Annotated in this window: 14 protein-coding genes, 1 tRNA gene and 1 other RNA gene; 5 read left to right on the forward strand and 11 right to left on the reverse strand. The window is 71.9% G+C overall.

Features of this window, described 5'->3' with window-relative positions:
* Positions 1-60: 60 nt before the first annotated feature.
* The gene (locus RLT57_RS13115; RefSeq protein ID WP_311300695.1) at positions 61-948 is read right to left on the reverse strand and encodes an NAD(P)-dependent oxidoreductase; all 888 of its coding nucleotides are present in this window, start codon (positions 946-948) and stop codon (positions 61-63) included.
* A gap of 96 nt (positions 949-1,044) precedes the next feature.
* Between RLT57_RS13115 and RLT57_RS13120 the strand changes: the two genes are divergently transcribed.
* The 4 genes from RLT57_RS13120 to RLT57_RS13135 all read left to right on the forward strand — a co-directional run bounded on the left by RLT57_RS13120 (position 1,045) and on the right by RLT57_RS13135 (position 5,717).
* Positions 1,045-1,599 (forward strand): GNAT family N-acetyltransferase, encoded by a 555-nt coding sequence (locus RLT57_RS13120; protein ID WP_311297572.1) that lies wholly within the window; start codon positions 1,045-1,047, stop codon positions 1,597-1,599.
* A gap of 196 nt (positions 1,600-1,795) precedes the next feature.
* Entirely contained in the window at positions 1,796-2,362 is a 567-nt protein-coding gene (locus RLT57_RS13125) for a helix-turn-helix domain-containing protein (protein WP_311300696.1), read from the forward strand.
* Between the two features lie 770 nt (positions 2,363-3,132).
* Entirely contained in the window at positions 3,133-3,657 is a 525-nt protein-coding gene (locus tag RLT57_RS13130; protein WP_311300697.1) for a universal stress protein, read from the forward strand.
* 218 nt (positions 3,658-3,875) lie between these two features.
* Entirely contained in the window at positions 3,876-5,717 is a 1,842-nt protein-coding gene (locus tag RLT57_RS13135; protein ID WP_311297573.1) for a S9 family peptidase, read from the forward strand.
* Between the two features lie 323 nt (positions 5,718-6,040).
* Here the strand turns inward: RLT57_RS13135 and RLT57_RS13140 are convergent, their stop codons facing one another.
* From RLT57_RS13140 to ffs, 9 genes are all read right to left on the reverse strand, one after another.
* Positions 6,041-7,015, reverse strand: a complete 975-nt coding sequence (locus tag RLT57_RS13140; RefSeq protein ID WP_311297574.1) for an SURF1 family protein — start codon at positions 7,013-7,015, stop codon at positions 6,041-6,043.
* Between the two features lie 85 nt (positions 7,016-7,100).
* The gene (locus RLT57_RS13145; RefSeq protein WP_311297575.1) at positions 7,101-8,291 is read right to left on the reverse strand and encodes a hypothetical protein; all 1,191 of its coding nucleotides are present in this window, start codon (positions 8,289-8,291) and stop codon (positions 7,101-7,103) included.
* Positions 8,288-8,935: a SigE family RNA polymerase sigma factor gene (locus tag RLT57_RS13150; RefSeq protein ID WP_399128581.1), complete on the reverse strand. Its 648-nt coding sequence runs from the start codon at positions 8,933-8,935 to the stop codon at positions 8,288-8,290. Before RLT57_RS13150 ends, RLT57_RS13145 begins: the two co-directional genes overlap by 4 nt.
* A 356-nt stretch (positions 8,936-9,291) precedes the next feature.
* On the reverse strand, positions 9,292-10,623 hold the full coding sequence (locus RLT57_RS13155) for an aspartate kinase (RefSeq protein ID WP_311297576.1): 1,332 nt from the start codon (positions 10,621-10,623) through the stop codon (positions 9,292-9,294).
* A 143-nt stretch (positions 10,624-10,766) separates the two neighbouring features.
* Positions 10,767-11,573 (reverse strand): DUF5063 domain-containing protein, encoded by an 807-nt coding sequence (locus RLT57_RS13160; protein WP_399129834.1) that lies wholly within the window; start codon positions 11,571-11,573, stop codon positions 10,767-10,769.
* A gap of 67 nt (positions 11,574-11,640) precedes the next feature.
* Positions 11,641-12,240, reverse strand: a complete 600-nt coding sequence (gene recR, locus RLT57_RS13165; protein ID WP_311297577.1) for a recombination mediator RecR — start codon at positions 12,238-12,240, stop codon at positions 11,641-11,643.
* A gap of 296 nt (positions 12,241-12,536) precedes the next feature.
* Positions 12,537-12,869, reverse strand: coding sequence for a YbaB/EbfC family nucleoid-associated protein (locus RLT57_RS13170; RefSeq protein WP_311297578.1), 333 nt, complete (start codon positions 12,867-12,869; stop codon positions 12,537-12,539).
* Between the two features lie 404 nt (positions 12,870-13,273).
* Positions 13,274-15,916, reverse strand: coding sequence for a DNA polymerase III subunit gamma and tau (locus RLT57_RS13175; RefSeq protein ID WP_311297579.1), 2,643 nt, complete (start codon positions 15,914-15,916; stop codon positions 13,274-13,276).
* Between the two features lie 108 nt (positions 15,917-16,024).
* An RNA gene (gene ffs, locus RLT57_RS13180) (signal recognition particle sRNA small type) lies at positions 16,025-16,119 on the reverse strand.
* A gap of 73 nt (positions 16,120-16,192) precedes the next feature.
* Between ffs and RLT57_RS13185 the strand changes: the two genes are divergently transcribed.
* Positions 16,193-16,280 (forward strand) — tRNA-Ser (locus tag RLT57_RS13185).
* A 61-nt stretch (positions 16,281-16,341) separates the two neighbouring features.
* On the opposite strand, the gene RLT57_RS13190 is transcribed toward RLT57_RS13185, so the two are convergent.
* Complete coding sequence (locus tag RLT57_RS13190; RefSeq protein ID WP_311297580.1) at positions 16,342-16,569, reverse strand: hypothetical protein; 228 nt, start codon at positions 16,567-16,569, stop codon at positions 16,342-16,344.
* Positions 16,570-16,618 lie beyond the last annotated feature (49 nt).

Below are 16,618 nucleotides of genomic sequence, written 5' to 3' on the forward strand. Positions count from 1 at the left end.
TGTGCTCCCGCGGCCCATGTCGGGGATGCCCGCCGCGTCCCCGACATCAGCGGCGGCCGTTCAGCCGCGCCCTCGTATGCCGGCCGTGCGCGCCTCGATCGCGTGCAGCACCGAGACCATGTCGCCGTCGGCGTACCCCAGGCCGACCGTCTCCGCGAACAGGGCGTGGCACACATCCAACAGCGGCGACGCCACGTCCGACTTCCTGGCGGCGTCGGCGATCAACTCGTTGTTCTTCAGTACGTCCGACGCGGCCGCCTGAACGGCGAAGTCCCGGCTCATCAGCTTGGGCGACTTCATCCGCGACACTCCGCTCGCCATCGGTCCCGCGTCCAGCACCTCCAGGAACTGCCGCTTGTCCAGCCCGTGCTGGTCCGCGAAGTGGAACGCCTCGGTGAGTCCGGTCACCAGGGTGATCAGGAAGATGTTCACCGACAGCTTCATCAGCAGCGCGTCGGGAGCGGCACCGCAGACAAACGTCTCCCGGCACATGGGCCCGAGCAACGGCCGCACCCTCTCCACCGCCTCCTCCTCTCCCGCGAGCATCGCCACCAGTCGGCCCTCCTCCGCCGGGACCCTGGATCCCGAGACCGGCGCCTCCACGTAACTCCCGCCCGCCGCACGGACATCGGCCTCCAGCGCGTGCGAATAGTCCGGCGACGTGGTCCCCATGTGCACAACCGTCCGTCCGGCGACGTACCCGGCGAAGTCCGGACTCCCCCGCCGCAGGGTGGCGTCGACCGCGCCCCCGTCGGCGAGCATCAGGAACACGACCTGGGACCGCTGGAACACCTCCAAGGGGGTTGCCGCGACCACCGCCCCGGCCGCCCCCAGCCGGTCGCCACGGGCCGGCGTCCGGTTCCAGACGGTGAGCGGGGTGCCGGCCCGCGCCAGGTTCAGCGCCATGGGGCGACCCATGACACCAAGGCCGAGAAAGCCCACCCGCACCGTCTCTGTCTCCGTCATCCTGCACCGCCGCCTTCGTCTGATCGTGGATCGAACATGGACTTGCCACCTATGACGGTCGTCATGATACTGATTTCTATGACAGTCGTCATAGAAGATGCGGTCAGCTCTCCGGCCGTACGGCCCCACTCCGGCCAGCCGGCCTCCACCTTGTGGTCGGTCGCCCCGGCCCACCCCGGCGACCGCCCGGCCCTGGCCGACCTCTTCACCGCCTGCTCGCCGGAGACCATCCGTCTCCGCTTCTTCGGACGCCTGCGCGCGTGGCCCCGCGACTACCTGGACGGCGCCCTCGCCGGCCCGCCCGAGCAGCACGACAGCGTGGTGGCCTACCGAAGCGGCCGTACCCACCTGCTCGGGATGGCCAGCCTCGCCACCCCCTGCGACGCCGGGCCCGACGTCGGCGAACTGGGGGTCCTCGTCGCCGATCCCTGGCAGCGCCAGGGCGTCGGCACCGCCATGCTCGAACTGCTCCTCACCCGGGCCCGCGCCCGCGGGCTCGAACGAGTGGCGGCCTCAGTCATGCCCGGCAGACCCCGCCTCCTTGCGGCCCTCGCCCAGCGCCTCGAAGCGGACGGCGCCCTGCGCGCGCGGGACGGCCTGACGGGCATCTATAAGCTGACCCGGCGGCCGTAGCCGGCCGCGTTCCTTCGGTGAGGCCCCGTTTCTCCGGAGAGGTCCCGCGCCCTTCGGAGTGTCAGCGAGTCGGAGAGGTGGTCGGTCGGCGATGGCGATTCCGGAAGAGCGGCCCGCAACAGTGAATCCGCGGCCCGAGGAGCGCGCGCCCCAGGAAGGCAGCGCCACGGGCAGGACCCACAGCCCCCGCGAGCGGATGGTCTTCAGCGCCGCCCAACTCATCCGCCGCGACGGCGTGAGCGCCACCGGTATGCGCGAGGTCGCCGCCCACGCCCGGGCACCTCGCGGCTCGCTCCAGCACTATTTCCCCGGCGGCAAGGAACAGCTCGTCAACGAGGCCGTCGCCTGGGCCGGCCGCTACGCCGGCAACCGCGTCGCCCGCTTCCTCGCCGCCATGTCCGAGCCACCGACGCCGAGCAGACTTTTCGCGGCGATGGTTCAGCAGTGGACGGACGAATTCCAGACCGCCGGCTTCGCCTCGGGCTGCCCGGTCGCCGCCGCGACGGTGGACTGCGCGGAGTCCACCGGGTCCACCCGGGCAGCGGCCGCCGACGCCTTCGCCACCTGGAACGCCCCCGTCGCCCGAGCCCTCACCTCCATGGGCGTGCCGGCCGCCCAAGCCCCTTCTCTGGCCACCCTCATGATCAGCACGCTTGAGGGCGCCATCCTCATTTCCCGCGCCGAACACGACATCCGCGCGCTCACGACGGTCGCCCAGCAGCTGGGACCACTGCTGGACGGATGTGTCGCAACCACCCCGTGAACCCGTGTCCCACTGAACACATCCATATCTCGGCCAAAAATCACCGACCTCTCCGAATCGGTCCATGCGCCCTCAGCGCCGTGTTCCTATTTCCCAGCCAGGTCCGGCCTTGCCTGTGCGACGTGTCCGGACGGGGCGGGACCGGCCGCGGTATCCGGCCCCCAGCCCCAGACCGCGCACGCCTGGTCGTGTGCCACCGCCCTCGCCGCACCACAACGACGGCGGACACGACGGTCACCACGGACAACGACACGGCGAGAGACACGACAGCCGCACGTCACAGCCACCCCGGAGCCGGTGCGGGCGCGCCACCGGAACGACCATGACATGAGAACGGCTGCCGTCCGCCGCCGAGCCGTCCGCACTCCGGACCGACCCCGTAGCCCGGATTCACAACGGAGCGCCGGCCGCGTGGCGGGTGGACGCGGCGAAGCTCGACCGTTGCTCGGGCGGCGCCGGCTGACCCGCATCCGCCGGCCGCACCCGCCCGAGGGGCTCGTGGAAATGATCCCCCACGACCACAACGGTAAACAATGAATTCTGCGGAATTTCCCCTCCGGAATAATAGGGCTTATGTGAATTACGGATGGTGTTTGCGATGCGGTCCCGGGGGCAGCAGATCCGCGTACGCAGCCGCGTATGTACGCGTGTGTATAGGTGTCAGTGAGGAGACCGCGATGGTCGAGCCGATTGCCGATCCCGAGGACGAATCCGTGGAGCTGCCGGTGGGGGAACCGGCGGGCCGGTCCGTGGTCGAACCGTTGGGCGCGGTGGCGACCGCGCCGACGAGCGAATCCGCGACCGCCCCGGGCAGGATCGTGGTCGGTGTCGACGGCTCGCAGCCGTCGTTGCAGGCGCTGCGCTGGGCCGCCCGCCAGACCGCCCTCACCGGGTCGGCCCTCGAAGCGGTCCTGGCATATGAACTGCCCGGCGCGGCGGGCTGGGCCGGGCTACCGGAGCTGCCGGAGCTGCCGGAGCTGCCGGAGCTGCCGGACGATCTTGACTTGGAAGGCCCGGCGCGGCGGGCACTGGCGCAAGCGGTCACGACCGCGCTGCCGGGCGAACAGGCCGTGCCCGTCAGTCAGACCGTGGTGATGGGCAACGCCGCCCAGGCCATTCTCGACCGGGCCGTGGGCGCCGAGCTGATCGTGGTCGGCGTGCGCGGCCACGGCACTTTCCGCGCGACGCTGCTCGGCTCGGTCAGTCATACGGTCACACTTCACGCGCCGTGCCCGGTCGTGGTGGTGCGCGGCACGGCGGAACAGTCCGAGGCGGGCGCGCACCGAAGCTCGTAGCGGGATATAGAGAAAAACGCATAGCGAAAAACGGCCGGCGAAAGCTGGACCGGCCCCGGGCGGCTGCGCCGCGGTGGCCGCGGCGCAGCCGTGGAACTGTCGAAACGGACACATCGAAACACATCGGACGGGCCGGCGGATCGGCCGCGGCCGGAAGTTATCCACAGGCCACGAAGGCCATCTCACCGAATGTGCGTGCGGCAGAGCATGATGGGGGCATGAACGAGATCACCGGGCCCGCGAGCGGGTCCATGCCCGATTGGGAGAAGCGGTTCCGCGCGCCGCGCGTCGGCCTGCCGGAGTGGGCGGAAGACGCCCCGGAGCGCAGCCTGTTCGTATCGAACGTCACGGGTACGTATGAGCTGTACGCGTGGGATCGCAGAACCGGCGGCCGACGGCAGGTGACCGACCGGCCGAACGGGACGACGGAAGGCGCCCTCAGCCGGGACGGCGAGTGGGTGTGGTGGTTCTCCGACTCCGACGGGGACGAGTTCGGGGTGTGGATGAAGCAGCCGTTCCGGGGTGGCGAGGACATACCGGCCGCGCCGGAACTCACACCTTCCTACCCGGCCGGGCTGGCGCTCGGCGCCGACGGGGTCGCGGTGATCGGCCGTTCCACGGACGACGAGGGCACCTCCGTGCATGTGGTGCGCCCGGACACGGCGGCACCGTACGAGATCTACCGGCACGCGGAGTCCGCGGGTGTCGGGGACCTCTCGGAGGACGGCACGCTGGTCGTCATCGAGCACACCGAACACGGCGACGCGATGCACAGTGCCCTGCGGGTCGTCCGGGTCGCGGACGGCTCGACGGTCGCCGAACTGGACGACACCGCGGGCGGCACCCGCGAACTGGGTCTGGACTGCCTCGGGTTCGCCCCTGTGCCGGGGGACACCCGGCTGCTCGTCGGCCACCAGAGGACCGACCGCTGGCTGCCGATGATCTGGGACGTGGCAAGCGGCGAGGAGACAGCTCTCGCTATAAATCTACCGGGCGACGTGCACGCCGAGTGGTATCCGGACGGTTCCGCGCTGCTGGTCGTGCACGACTTCCACGCCCGCAGCGAGATCTTCCGGTACGACCTGGCGGCGAGCGTTCTGACGCCGCTGGACACACCGCCGGGTTCGGTCGGCGGAGCGACGGCCCGACCGGACGGCACGGTGGAGTATCTGTGGTCGTCGGCGGAGCATCCGCCGGCGGTACGGTCCACGACCGGCGGCATCGTACTGGAGGCGCCGGGACTGCGGGCACCGGACTCAGCGCCGGTGGAGGACGTATGGGTGGACGGGCCCGCCGGCCCCATCCACGCACTGGTGCAGCGCCCGGTCCAACCCCGCACCGGGGCCGAGGACGGGAAGGAACAAGCGGGAGGTCCATACCCGACCGTCTTCGAACTCCACGGCGGCCCGACCTGGCACGACTCCGACGCGTTCGCCGCCGGACCGGCCGCCTGGCTCGACCACGGCTTCGCAGTGGTCCGGGTCAACTACCGCGGCTCGACCGGTTACGGCCGCGAGTGGACGGACGCGCTCAAGCATCGAGTGGGTCTGATCGAGCTGGAGGACATCGCGGCAGTCCGCGAATGGGCGGTCGCATCCGGCCTCGCCGACCCGGCGAAGCTGGTACTGACCGGCGGCTCCTGGGGCGGTTACCTGACGCTGCTGGGCCTCGGCACCCAGCCGGAGGCGTGGACGGTGGGCGTGGCGGCGGTCCCGGTCGCCGACTATCCGGCCGCATACGCCGACGAGATGGAGGCCCTCAAGGCTTTGGACCGCACCTTCTTCGGCGGTTCCCCGGAGGAGGTGCCGGAGCGCTACCAGGCCTCGTCGCCGCTCACCTACATCGACGAGGTGACCGCGCCCGTCTACATCAGTGCGGGCACGAACGACCCGCGCTGCCCGATACGCCAGATCGACAACTACGTCGAGCGGCTGCGGGAGCTGGACAAGCCGCACGAGGTGTACCGGTACGACGCGGGACACGGTTCTCTGGTGGTGGAGGAGCGGATCAAGCAGGTCCGGCTGGAGCTGGCCTTCGCCCTGCGGCACGTGGGCGGCTGAGCGGACAGAGCGAAAGCCCGGCCAGGCGGGCGGTGCGGTCCGGACGCGGGCGGGCGCGTCCGGACCGGTTCGGCCGAGTCCGGCGGGCGGGAGTCGAGGGCCGGACGTCCGAATCCGAGGGTCCGCAGCCGGACGTCCACAGCGGACGTCCCCAGTCGGCCGCCTCCACCAGGGCCGGGGCCGGGGCCGGGGCCGGGGCCGGAAAACCAGGTGGGGCCGGCGCAGGGTTCCGGCGCGGAGTCCCGGCGGCGAGGTTCACCGACCGGTTCCGCCCCGCGGTCGGGGCCCCGTCCGAGCACTTGTCAGATCCGCCGACCAACCGGTCAGCCGGCCGGAGCCGAGGAGACCGCCTTCGGAACCGCGCCCTCCGATTCCTTACCCACCGCCGCCCCCACCTCGCTCGCCGGTTCAGTGCCCGCCGGCCCGGGTGCTGTCGGCGGGACTCCGGTCTCGCCCTCCCGCTCCGGCACATCCCCGGCCGCCGGGCCCTCGCCGTCCGGAAGCTCTTCCTCCGGGACGAGGCCGAGCGCGGCGTCCGACCGCGCCTCGGCCTCGCGCCGGACGAGCCGGAACCACATGAAGACCACGAAGCCGGCGAAGACGAACCACTGCCCGGTGTAGCCGAGGTTCTGGAACGCCTTCAGGTCCAGGCCGCTGTTGGGGGGCGCGGCGGGTGGCACCGCCTGGAGCGGCGACGCGGGATGCGAGGCGGTGATCCAACCGCCGTACACGGGATATGGGAGGACGTTGACAAGAGAGGCCGCGCTGATCATGCCGAGTTGCCCGGCGGGCAGCAGCCCGGTCCGTACTTCGCCGGTGTCGGTGGTCTCGGGGTACTGCGCGGCCCCGACCACGGTGACCTGCCCGGCCGGGGCGGCCGGCACCGTACCGGAACGCTGAGCGGCGGACGCGTCGCCCGGCAGCCAGCCGCGGACCACCGGCAGTGCCCCACCGCCGGCGACCCGCAGCGGGGTGAGGACGTAGAAGCCGTTGTGGTCGTCGAGAGTGCGGCCGGGGACGAGGAACTGGTGCCCGGTGTCGTAGCGGCCCGTGGCGGTGACGATCCGCCCGGAATCGTCGCCGGCGAGGGCGGTCCGGGTGTCGGGCAGCACCTCGTTCAGCGGTACCGGTGCCTCGGCGGCGGTCCGGCGCTGATCGTGCTGAGCACTCTTGTGCTGGTCGACCCGAACCTCGAACCGGCTCAGCTGCCAACTGCCCATGAACACGCAGAAGGGGATCGCGAGCAGCGCGAACACGCTGACCGCCAGCCAGCCGCGGGTGAACAGGAACCGGTACACGCCCACCACCGTACGGGGGCCCGCCACGAGACCCGCAACCGGCCCCGCGGGGGAAGCAGAATGCGCCCTGAACCCGGCTCCCCGGTCAGGGCACCGGGGAACCCGCCGGTTCAGGAATGGCCGTGGTCGTGTAGACCGTGCCCGCGCAGGCGTCCTGAATGACCGGGCCGGCGACCACGGGGGCGCCAGCGGCCGGGGTGTGGTTCAGGGCCACGCTGCCGGGCGTCTCGGAGACAGGGGTGTCCTCGACAAGCTGGGGCGAGGTGGCGTTGCCGGAGCCGGCCGAGCCTCCCGGGCTGCCCGTGGTACTCCCGTCGGCGGCACCCGCGTCCGTGCCGGGAGGAGCGGTCGGGGTGTCGGTGGGGGTCGGCGTGGCGGGCGGGGTGGTGGAGACGACGGGGCAGCCGCCGGGGCCGTCGCTTGAGGGCACCCAGGCGAAGGCGACCTCGTAGTTCTCACCCGGGCTGAGGACGACCGGGCCGCCGCCGGGGGCGACGGGCAGCCCGCCGGCGGCGTCACCGACGGTGTGGTCCACGATCTGGATCCTGGACGGGTCGGCGGAACCCTGGGCGACCGCCTGGACCACCCCGCCGCTCGGCACCGTGCACGGGGTGTCGGAGACGTTGGCGACGCGGAACCAGCCGTAGACCCGGCCCCCGGAGTCGGGGGCCCCGGCCTGGCTGGCGCCCTGGCCGAGCTGGGTGCTGGAGCACTCGGGGACGGGCGGGGCCGGGTCCGAGGGGACGGCGGGCCGGCTGGTGGGCCCACTGGTGCCGCCGGTGGTGGGCTGCTCCGGGGTGGGTGTGCCGTCCGGGTCCGGTGAGGCCTTGCCGGTGAGGGCGCCGGAGTCGCCCCAGGCGTCGGTGTGTCCGTCCTCGCCGGGCGCGCCGGTGTGGGCGCTGGCGACACTCGCGGCTGTGGCGTCGGCGCTCTGCCCGGTGCCGGTGGCGCGGAGCAGCGCGGGTACGGCCATACCGGCCAGCAGTACCGCGGCGGCGGCGCCGACCAGGGCCTGCCTGTGGTGCTGGCGGCGGATCGGGATGGCCCGGCGGAGGCGGTCCAGGGCATCGGGCGAGCCGTGGAGGCCGGCGACGGCGCCGTGCATGAGGGTGCGCAGTGCCTCCTCGCCGGCGGTCTCGCCGAAGAGGTCGGCGAGGGGGTCGGCAGGGTGGCCGCCGGGGTCGTGGCCGGGGCGGCCGTCGGCGTCGCGGGTGTTCCGGGGGGTCTGCGGATCCATACCGTGTGCGTCGTCGGGGGTGTTCGGGGGGATGGTCATGCCGGTGCCTCCATCGCGACGCGGAGCGCCGCGAGGCCACGTGAACCGTACGCCTTCACCGAGCCCAGGGAGATACCGAGGGTCTCGGCGACCTGCGCCTCGGTCATGTCGGCGAAGTAGCGCAGTACCAGCACCTCGCGCTGCCGCCGCTGGAGCGAGCGCATGGCGGCCTTGAGCTGATCGCGCTCCAGGATCTCGTACGCCCCCTCCTCCGCGCTGGCCATGTCGGGCATGGGCTTGGAGAGGAGTTTGAGGCCCAGGATGCGTCGGCGCAACGCCGAGCGGGAGAGGTTCACCACGGTCTGGCGGAGATAGGCGAGAGTCTTCTCGGGGTCGCGGACGCGGCTGCGCGCCGAGTGCACCCGGATGAACGCCTCCTGGACGACGTCCTCGCAGGAGGCGGTGTCGTCCAGCAGCAGCGCGGCGAGACCCAGCAGGGAGCGGTAGTGCGCACGGTAGGTCTCGGTGAGGTGGTCGACCGTGGTGCCGACTGCCATTGCGGTGTCAGCGTCCCCGCCGTCGGCGGCGGTACCGGCCACCCGGACCGGCCAGGGCGCGATCACCGGCAGACCACCGGCCCGCGGCGGCGCGAGCACGCCCCCCCGCCGTCCGAATACCGTCTCGATACCCAATGCCTCCGCCACGCCAGTTGGACACGCATCCCCCCCTCAGGGTTGTACGCGCAAGACAGGTCGCCCCGTAGAGCGCCGGTTATCCCCATGCGCACCAACTCTTCCTCAATGCCCTTATCGCACCGACGTTTTCCCCGGATCACGCTCGGTGTACAGCGCCATGGCGCTGTGCGCTGACACAAAGACGCTCGCCCGCGGCGGTCGGTTGCAGCCGAGGGAAAGTGAATTGTCCAACGGGCGGGCGGGAAGGTTCAAGTGGTCCAGACCAGCGGTTTCGTCACAAACGCGTGCGGGACGCAACGATTTCACCGTCGCGCCCCGCGGGGTTTTCGTACCGGTAAGGCGGTCGCCGGAGCCCCGGCGGACGGTCAGCGGCCGGTGCCGCCGTATACGACCGCCTCGTCGCTGTCGCTGTCCAGTCCGAAGGCCGAGTGCACCGCCTGCACGGCCGGCTTCACGTCGTCCGCCCGGGTCACCACCGAGATCCGGATCTCGGAGGTCGAGATGAGCTCGATGTTCACCCCGGCGTTGGAAAGCGCCTCGAAGAAGGTCGCGGTGACCCCGGGGTTGGTCTTCATCCCGGCGCCGACCAGTGAGATCTTCCCGATCTGGTCGTCGTAGCGCAGTGAGTCGAAGGCGATCACCGCCTGCGCCTTGGTCAGCGCCTCCATCGCCTTGTGCCCCTCGGACTTCGGCAGCGTGAAGGAGATGTCGGTCAGTCCGGTGGCGGCGGCCGACACGTTCTGCACCACCATGTCGATGTTGATCTCGGCGTCCGCGATGGCCCGGAAGATCGTCGCCGCCTCGCCCGGCTTGTCCGGCACCCCGACGACCGTGATCTTCGCCTCGGACGTGTCGTGCGAGACGCCCGAGATGATCGCCTGCTCCATCGCCTTGTCCCCTTGCCCTGAATACCCTGGTTGACCTGCTTGCCATGACGCTTGCGGAGGCCGGTAGCCCGCCGGCGGCTCGCTGCTGACCCAGGTGCCCGGCAGCCCGGAGAACGAGGACCGGACGTGGATCGGGATGTTGTAGCGACGCGCGTACTCGACACAGCGGTGCAGCAGCACCTTCGAGCCCGAACTCGCCAGCTCCAGCATGTCCTCGAAGGCGATCCACTCCATCTTGCGGGCCTTCTTCACCACCCGCGGGTCGGCGGTGAACACCCCGTCGACGTCCGTGTAGATCTCGCACACCTCGGCGTCCAGCGCCGCGGCCAGCGCCACCGCCGTGGTGTCGGAACCGCCCCGCCCCAGCGTGGTGATGTCCTTCTTGTCCTGGGACACGCCCTGGAACCCGGCCACGATCGCGATGTTGCCCTCGTCGAGCGCGGTACGGATACGGCCCGGGGTCACGTCGATGATCCGCGCCTTGTTGTGCACCGAGTCGGTGATCACGCCGGCCTGGCTGCCGGTGAAGGACTGCGCCTCGTGGCCGAGGCTCTTGATCGCCATCGCCAGCAGCGCCATGGAGATCCGCTCTCCGGCGGTCAGCAGCATGTCGAACTCGCGGCCGGCCGGGATCGGCGAGACCTGCTCCGCGAGATCGATCAGCTCGTCCGTCGTGTCACCCATCGCCGACACCACGACGACGACCCGGTGGCCCGCCTTCTTGGTGTCCACGATCCGGCGGGCGACCCGCTTGATGCCTTCGGCATCGGCGACAGAGGAGCCGCCGTACTTCTGCACGACAAGGCCCACGTGCGCTCCTCGCTCAGGGTTGAATGCGGTCGGCCCAGTTTAACGAGCAGGCCGGGTATGCCCCGGGCGTATCACATGACGAGACAGAGCGTTCAATAAGTGATCACGCGACTTCCGGGAGAAGGCCCCCGGCGTACCCGCCGCTACTCGTCGCGGCGCCGCCCGATCGTCCCCAGCTCCGCCTCCATCACCTTCCCGGCCTCCCGGGCCAGCCGCTCCTCGTCGTCCCCGTCACTGCCGGTGTCCAGCCCGTCCAGCTCGTCCAGCGGGCTGTCCAGCCGTACGTGCGCCACCAGCGACTGCAGCGCCCGCAGCGACGCGCTCGCGGTGGACCCCCAGTTGGACAGGTACGAGAACTGCCACCACCACAGCGCCTCGGAGATCCGCCCGGCCTTGAAGTGCGCGAGGCCGTGGGTGAGGTCGGCCACCACGTCGGCCATGTCGTCCGAGATCCGGCAGGCCACCGGCGTGGACCGGGGCACGTACGGATCGAACACCTCGGAGTAGACGTCGATCGGCTCCAGCAGCGCCGCGAGCCGCTGCCGCAGGTCGTCCTCGTCCGGCTCCGGGCCGACGTCCGGCTCGTAGCGCTCGTCCGGCACGATGTCCTCGTGCGCGCCGAGCCGCCCGCCGGCCAGCAGCAGCTGCGAGACCTCCAGCAGCAGGTACGGCACCGCGCTGTCCGGGTCGTCGCCCTTGGCCACCTCGCGGACCGAGAGGATGAAGCTCTCGATCTGGTCGGTGATCTGCACGGCGAACTCGTCCGGCTCCTCGGCGCCCGCGGACCCGCCGCCGGCCCCGGCCGCCGTCTTCGCCGCGTCCCCGGCCGCGCCCCTCGGCTGGCCCTTCGCGCCGCCCTTCGTCACCCGCTTCGCCGCGCCCCCACCCGTCCTCGAACCCGTCCTCGCGCCCGCACGCCTCGCCGGGCTCTTCGCCGCGCCGTCCGTCACGTCCTGCTGTACGTTCCCGCCCGCGTTCTGGTTCAGATCCTGATCCGCGTCCCTGTTCACCACGGTGTCAGACATCCAGCAACCGCCTTCCTTCGAAGGCCCGCCCCAGCGTGACCTCGTCCGCGTACTCCAAGTCGCCGCCCACCGGCAGCCCGCTGGCCAGCCGGGTCACCCGCAGCCCCATGGGCTTCACCATCCGGGCCAGATAGGTGGCCGTCGCCTCGCCCTCCAGGTTCGGGTCCGTCGCCAGGATCAGCTCGGTGACGGTGCCGTCCGCGAGGCGGGCGAGCAGCTCTCTTATCCGCAGGTCGTCCGGACCGACGCCCTCGATCGGACTGATCGCGCCGCCCAGCACGTGGTACTTCCCCCGGAACTCGCGGGTACGCTCCACCGCCACCACGTCCTTGGGCTCCTCGACCACGCAGATCACCGCGGGATCGCGGCGCGGATCGCGGCACACCCGGCACAGGTCGTCCTCGGCGACGTTCCCGCACACCGCGCAGAACCGCACCTTCGCCTTGACCTCGGAGAGCACGTGCGCGAGGCGGCGTACGTCAGCGGGGTCGGCCTGCAGGATGTGGAAGGCGATCCGCTGCGCGCTCTTGGGACCCACGCCGGGCAGTCTGCCCAGTTCGTCGATCAGGTCCTGAACCACGCCCTCGTACACGCGACGCGCCTTCCTTCCCTGCTTCTCGGGTCTTCCCTGGATTCTCCGGGTCTCCGGCGTCCCCGGTCCACAAGGTGGTCCGGGGGATCGGTGAGATCCGTGAGACGGCCCGTGAAGCGACTCACGGGCGGTCCGGTTCGTCGGATGCCTCGGCAAATGCCTCGGCAGGTGTCTTGTCAGGTGTCTTGTCAGGTCATTCGTCGGACGGGACGACTCGCCGGTGGTTCACCGGCCGGCCCGCCGGACCGTCCGCCGGGCAAGGCGGCTGATCAGGTGGGACGGGGCGGGGCCCGGGGTCAGAACGGCAGACCGGGCATGCCGGAGAGCCCCTCGGTGAGCGGGCCGAGCTTGGTCTGCTGCAACTGCTGCGCGGCCTCGTTCGCGTTGTGGACCGCGGCCACCACCAGGTCGGCGAGCGTCTCCGCGTCCTCCGGGTCGACCGCCTTGGGGTCGATCACCAGCGCGCGCAGCTCACCGGCACCGGTCACCGTCGCTTTGACCAGGCCCCCGCCCGCGGAGCCCTCCACCTCGGCCTCGGCCAGCTCCTGCTGGGCCGCGGCGAGATCCTGCTGCATCTTCTGGGCCTGCTGGAGCAGCGCCTGCATGTTCGGCTGACCACCAGGGATCACGGTTTCGCTCCTGACGTGCGACCGGCTGTGCGGCTCGGCTCGTTGTACGGCTGTGGACTGGTCGTACGGTTACGGCTCGGCTGTACGGTTACGGCTCGGCTGTACGGGCGCGGCTTGCCGGACGGCCGCGGCCGGGGTCCGGTGTCCCGGACATCCGGTCCGGCGCCCGCGCCCGGTCCGATGTGCCGACCCGGGCGGCCCGGCCCTTCGGCCGTGGCAACGGTGCCGCTTCTTGTGTGACTACGTGACAGGGCGAGCCTACGTGTTCGTCCGGCGCAGCGCCCTACGCCTGACGGAGGATCGGCGCGGCGCCGTGTCCACCCGGAGCGGTACGCCGGCACGCCCCCCGGCACACACACCGACCGATCCGGAGAATCCGCAGGTCAACACGATACGGCGCCGGGTCAGCCGTGGCTGATCTCCTCGATCACGGTGGCGCCCAGTTCCCTGATGAACAGGTCGTGTCCGCTGAGCGCGGAGTCGACCAGGTCGGGGTCGTCGTCCTCCGGGATGTCGTCCTCGATCGCGGCGTAGTCCGGGTGGTCGTCGGGCGGCGGCGGGCCCGCGTGGTCGGCGGCGCCGAAGCGGGACGCGGCGGGGCGTTCGGCGGTGAGGGCGGCGGAGCCGGTGGGACCGCCGCCGCCCGGCCCCTGGTCGTACCCGGTCGGGGCGGGGGCGCCGCCGTACGGGGCGGGACCGGCGGACGGGTGCGGCTGGGACGGGGACTGCGTTTGCGACGGGGCGGGGGGGCGCGAGCCGGGGCCCGCGCCCGGTCCAGGGCCGCCACCGAAGCCACCGCCCGAACCTCCGCCCGGCCCGGTCGCCCCGCCGCCGAACCCGCCCGTACCGCCGGCGGGACCCCCGTAACCGCCCGTACCGCCTCCGCCCGCGCCCCCGCCCCCGCCCCCGCCGCCACCGGACGGATCGACGATCGCCTCGATCCGCCACTCCACGCCCAGCGCATCGCTGATCGCCTGCCGGAGTACGTCCTCGCTGCCGTTGTTGGCGAAGCTGTTACGGGCGCCCGGGTTGTCGAACCCGATCTGCAGTGTCTCGCCGTCGAACCCGGCGACCTGCGCGTTGTTGAACAACAGCATCCACGTCAGGCGGCGCCGGTTCTTCACCGCCTCCAGGATGGTCGGCCACATCTGCCGTACCCGGGTGGGGTCGCCGACGGCCCGCGGCGGCTGCTGGGACTGCTGCGGCGGCTGCTGCTGCTGTGCGGCGGGGGGAGCAGCCGGCGCCGGGAGCGGTGCGGCGGGGGCGGTGCGGGCGGCTGGAGCGGCCTGCTGCGATGGCGCCGGCGCGCGTTCAGCCGCGGGCGGCGGGGTCGCGGGGCCGCCGGCGCTCGCGGTGGTCGGCCAGGCACCGGGGCGGGGTGCGGCGGCCGGGGGGGCCGGATTCGTACCGCCGCCGGGGCCTCCCGGACCAGCGGGTCCGCCAGGGCCCGCGGCACCGCCGGGTCCGCCGCCTTGGAGTACCGGCCAGGCCCCCGGGCGCGGCGCGGTCGGCGGCTCCTCGGCGGGCGGGACGGCGTGCTGTGCCGGCGGAGGGGGCTGGTCGGGGCTCTGCTGCTGAGGGGCGGAAGCCGGGGCCGGGGCCTGGACCTGGGGGTACGCCGGGGCCTGAGCCTGAGGCTGTGCGTTGACCTGGGCCGACGCGTGGACCGCCGGGGCCGGGCCCTGGTCCGGAGCGTGGCCCGGCGGCTGGCCGGCGGCCCGGCCCGGGTACTGCGCCGGCGGCTGCGGCTGTCCGGCGTCCGAGGCCGTACGCCCGAGGGCCGCACGCGCCGCCGCAGCCCCACCGGGTCCCGCGGGAACCCCCGCCTCACCGCCGACGTTCGGCGCCGCGGGTGCCGCAGGTGCCGTCCCCAGGCCGATCGCGCCCGAGGCGATCCCCCGCTCCAGCCGTTCCAGCCGCGCCTGCGTCGACCGCTCGTCGTCGTACGCGGCCGGCAACAGCACACGGGCGCAGATCAGTTCGAGCTGGAGGCGGGGCGAGGTGGCACCGCGCATCTCCGTCAGCCCGGTGTTGACCAGGTCGGCCGCCCGGCTCAGCTCCGCGGCCCCGAAGACCGCGGCCTGGACCGCCATCCGCTCCACCACCTCGCGCGGGGCGTCGATCAGCCCCTTCTCCACCGCGTCCGGGACAGCCGCGATGATCACCAGGTCCCGTAGCCGTTCCAGCAGGTCGGCCACGAACCGGCGCGGGTCGTGACCGCCCTCGATCACCCGGTCCACGATCTCGAAGACCGCCGCCCCGTCCCCGGCCGCGAACCCCTCCACCACCTCGTCCAGCAGCGTCGCGTCCGTGTAGCCGAGCAGCGCGGTGGCCATGGCGTACGTCACACCGTCCGCCCCCGCGCCCGCCAGCAACTGGTCCATGACCGACATCGAGTCACGTACCGAACCGGCGCCGGCCCGTACCACCAGCGGATACACCTCGTCCTCGACCCGGATCGCCTCGCGCTCGCACACCGCCGTCAGGTGGTCGCGCAGCGTCCCGGGCGGGACCAGCCGGAAGGGGTAGTGGTGCGTACGCGATCGGATGGTGCCGATGACCTTCTCGGGCTCGGTGGTCGCGAAGATGAACTTCAGATGCTCCGGCGGCTCCTCGACCACCTTCAGCAGGGCGTTGAACCCCGCCGAGGTGACCATGTGCGCCTCGTCGATGATGTAGATCTTGTACCGGCTGCCGGCCGGCCCGAAGAACGCCTTCTCCCGCAAATCACGGGCGTCGTCCACACCGCCGTGCGACGCCGCGTCGATCTCGATCACGTCGATCGACCCGGGCCCGTTCCTGGCCAGGTCCCGGCACGACTGGCACTCCCCGCACGGCGTCGGCGTCGGCCCCTGCTCGCAGTTCAGGCAGCGCGCCAGGATCCGCGCGCTCGTCGTCTTCCCGCACCCGCGCGGCCCGCTGAACAGGTACGCGTGATTGACCCGGTTGTTCCGCAGCGCCTGCTGCAGCGGATCGGTGACGTGCTCCTGCCCGATGACCTCGGCGAAGGTCTCGGGTCGGTAGCGGCGGTACAGAGCGAGGGACACGTCTACGACCCTATCCGGGCCCACCGACATCCGACCCCGCGTCCCGCTCCCCCACCCGCCCGATCCGCCGGCCTCGTCCGTCCACCCGCCCGATCCGCCCCCGACCACGCGAAGGCCCCCCACGCACCCGCCAGAGCCCACCTACCCTTGCTGCCTTCCGGCCCTGGGGGAGTTCAGCGAGATAGCGCCACGTGAGGGGCTTCCCCCAACCCTACCCGATCCCCTCCCCCTCATCGAGTTCGCCCCCACCCCCTCCCGCCCTGTACTCTTCCCCACGGAGGATTCGCCTAGAGGCCTAGGGCGCACGCTTGGAAAGCGTGTTGGGGGCAACCCCTCACGAGTTCGAATCTCGTATCCTCCGCCAGTGCCTCACCGGGCACGACGTCGAGGGGCCCCGCAGTTTACTGCGGGGCCCCTCGACGTTCTCAGGCGATGTTGAAGTGGCGGGAGACTTCATCGATGGTGAAGTGGGCTCGAAGCTTGCACGCGGAGTTCTGGTTGGCGAAGAATCCCGCCCGCCACAGAGCCTGATCGCGTGGGACAGCCTTCTCCCAATCGACCGGGACAACCCATTCACGGCGGTCCTCGCCTGCTTCCACCGCCGGGGCATCCGGGCCAGGTCGGTAGCCGCCCTTCAGTGGGAGCCGGCTCATGGGCACTGCCTCACCCCTGCCAGCCCCACGCCATGCAAAACAGTCTCAT

The sequence above is a fragment of the Streptomyces sp. ITFR-21 genome (genome assembly GCF_031844685.1).
Classification (GTDB): Bacteria; Actinomycetota; Actinomycetes; order Streptomycetales; family Streptomycetaceae; genus Actinacidiphila.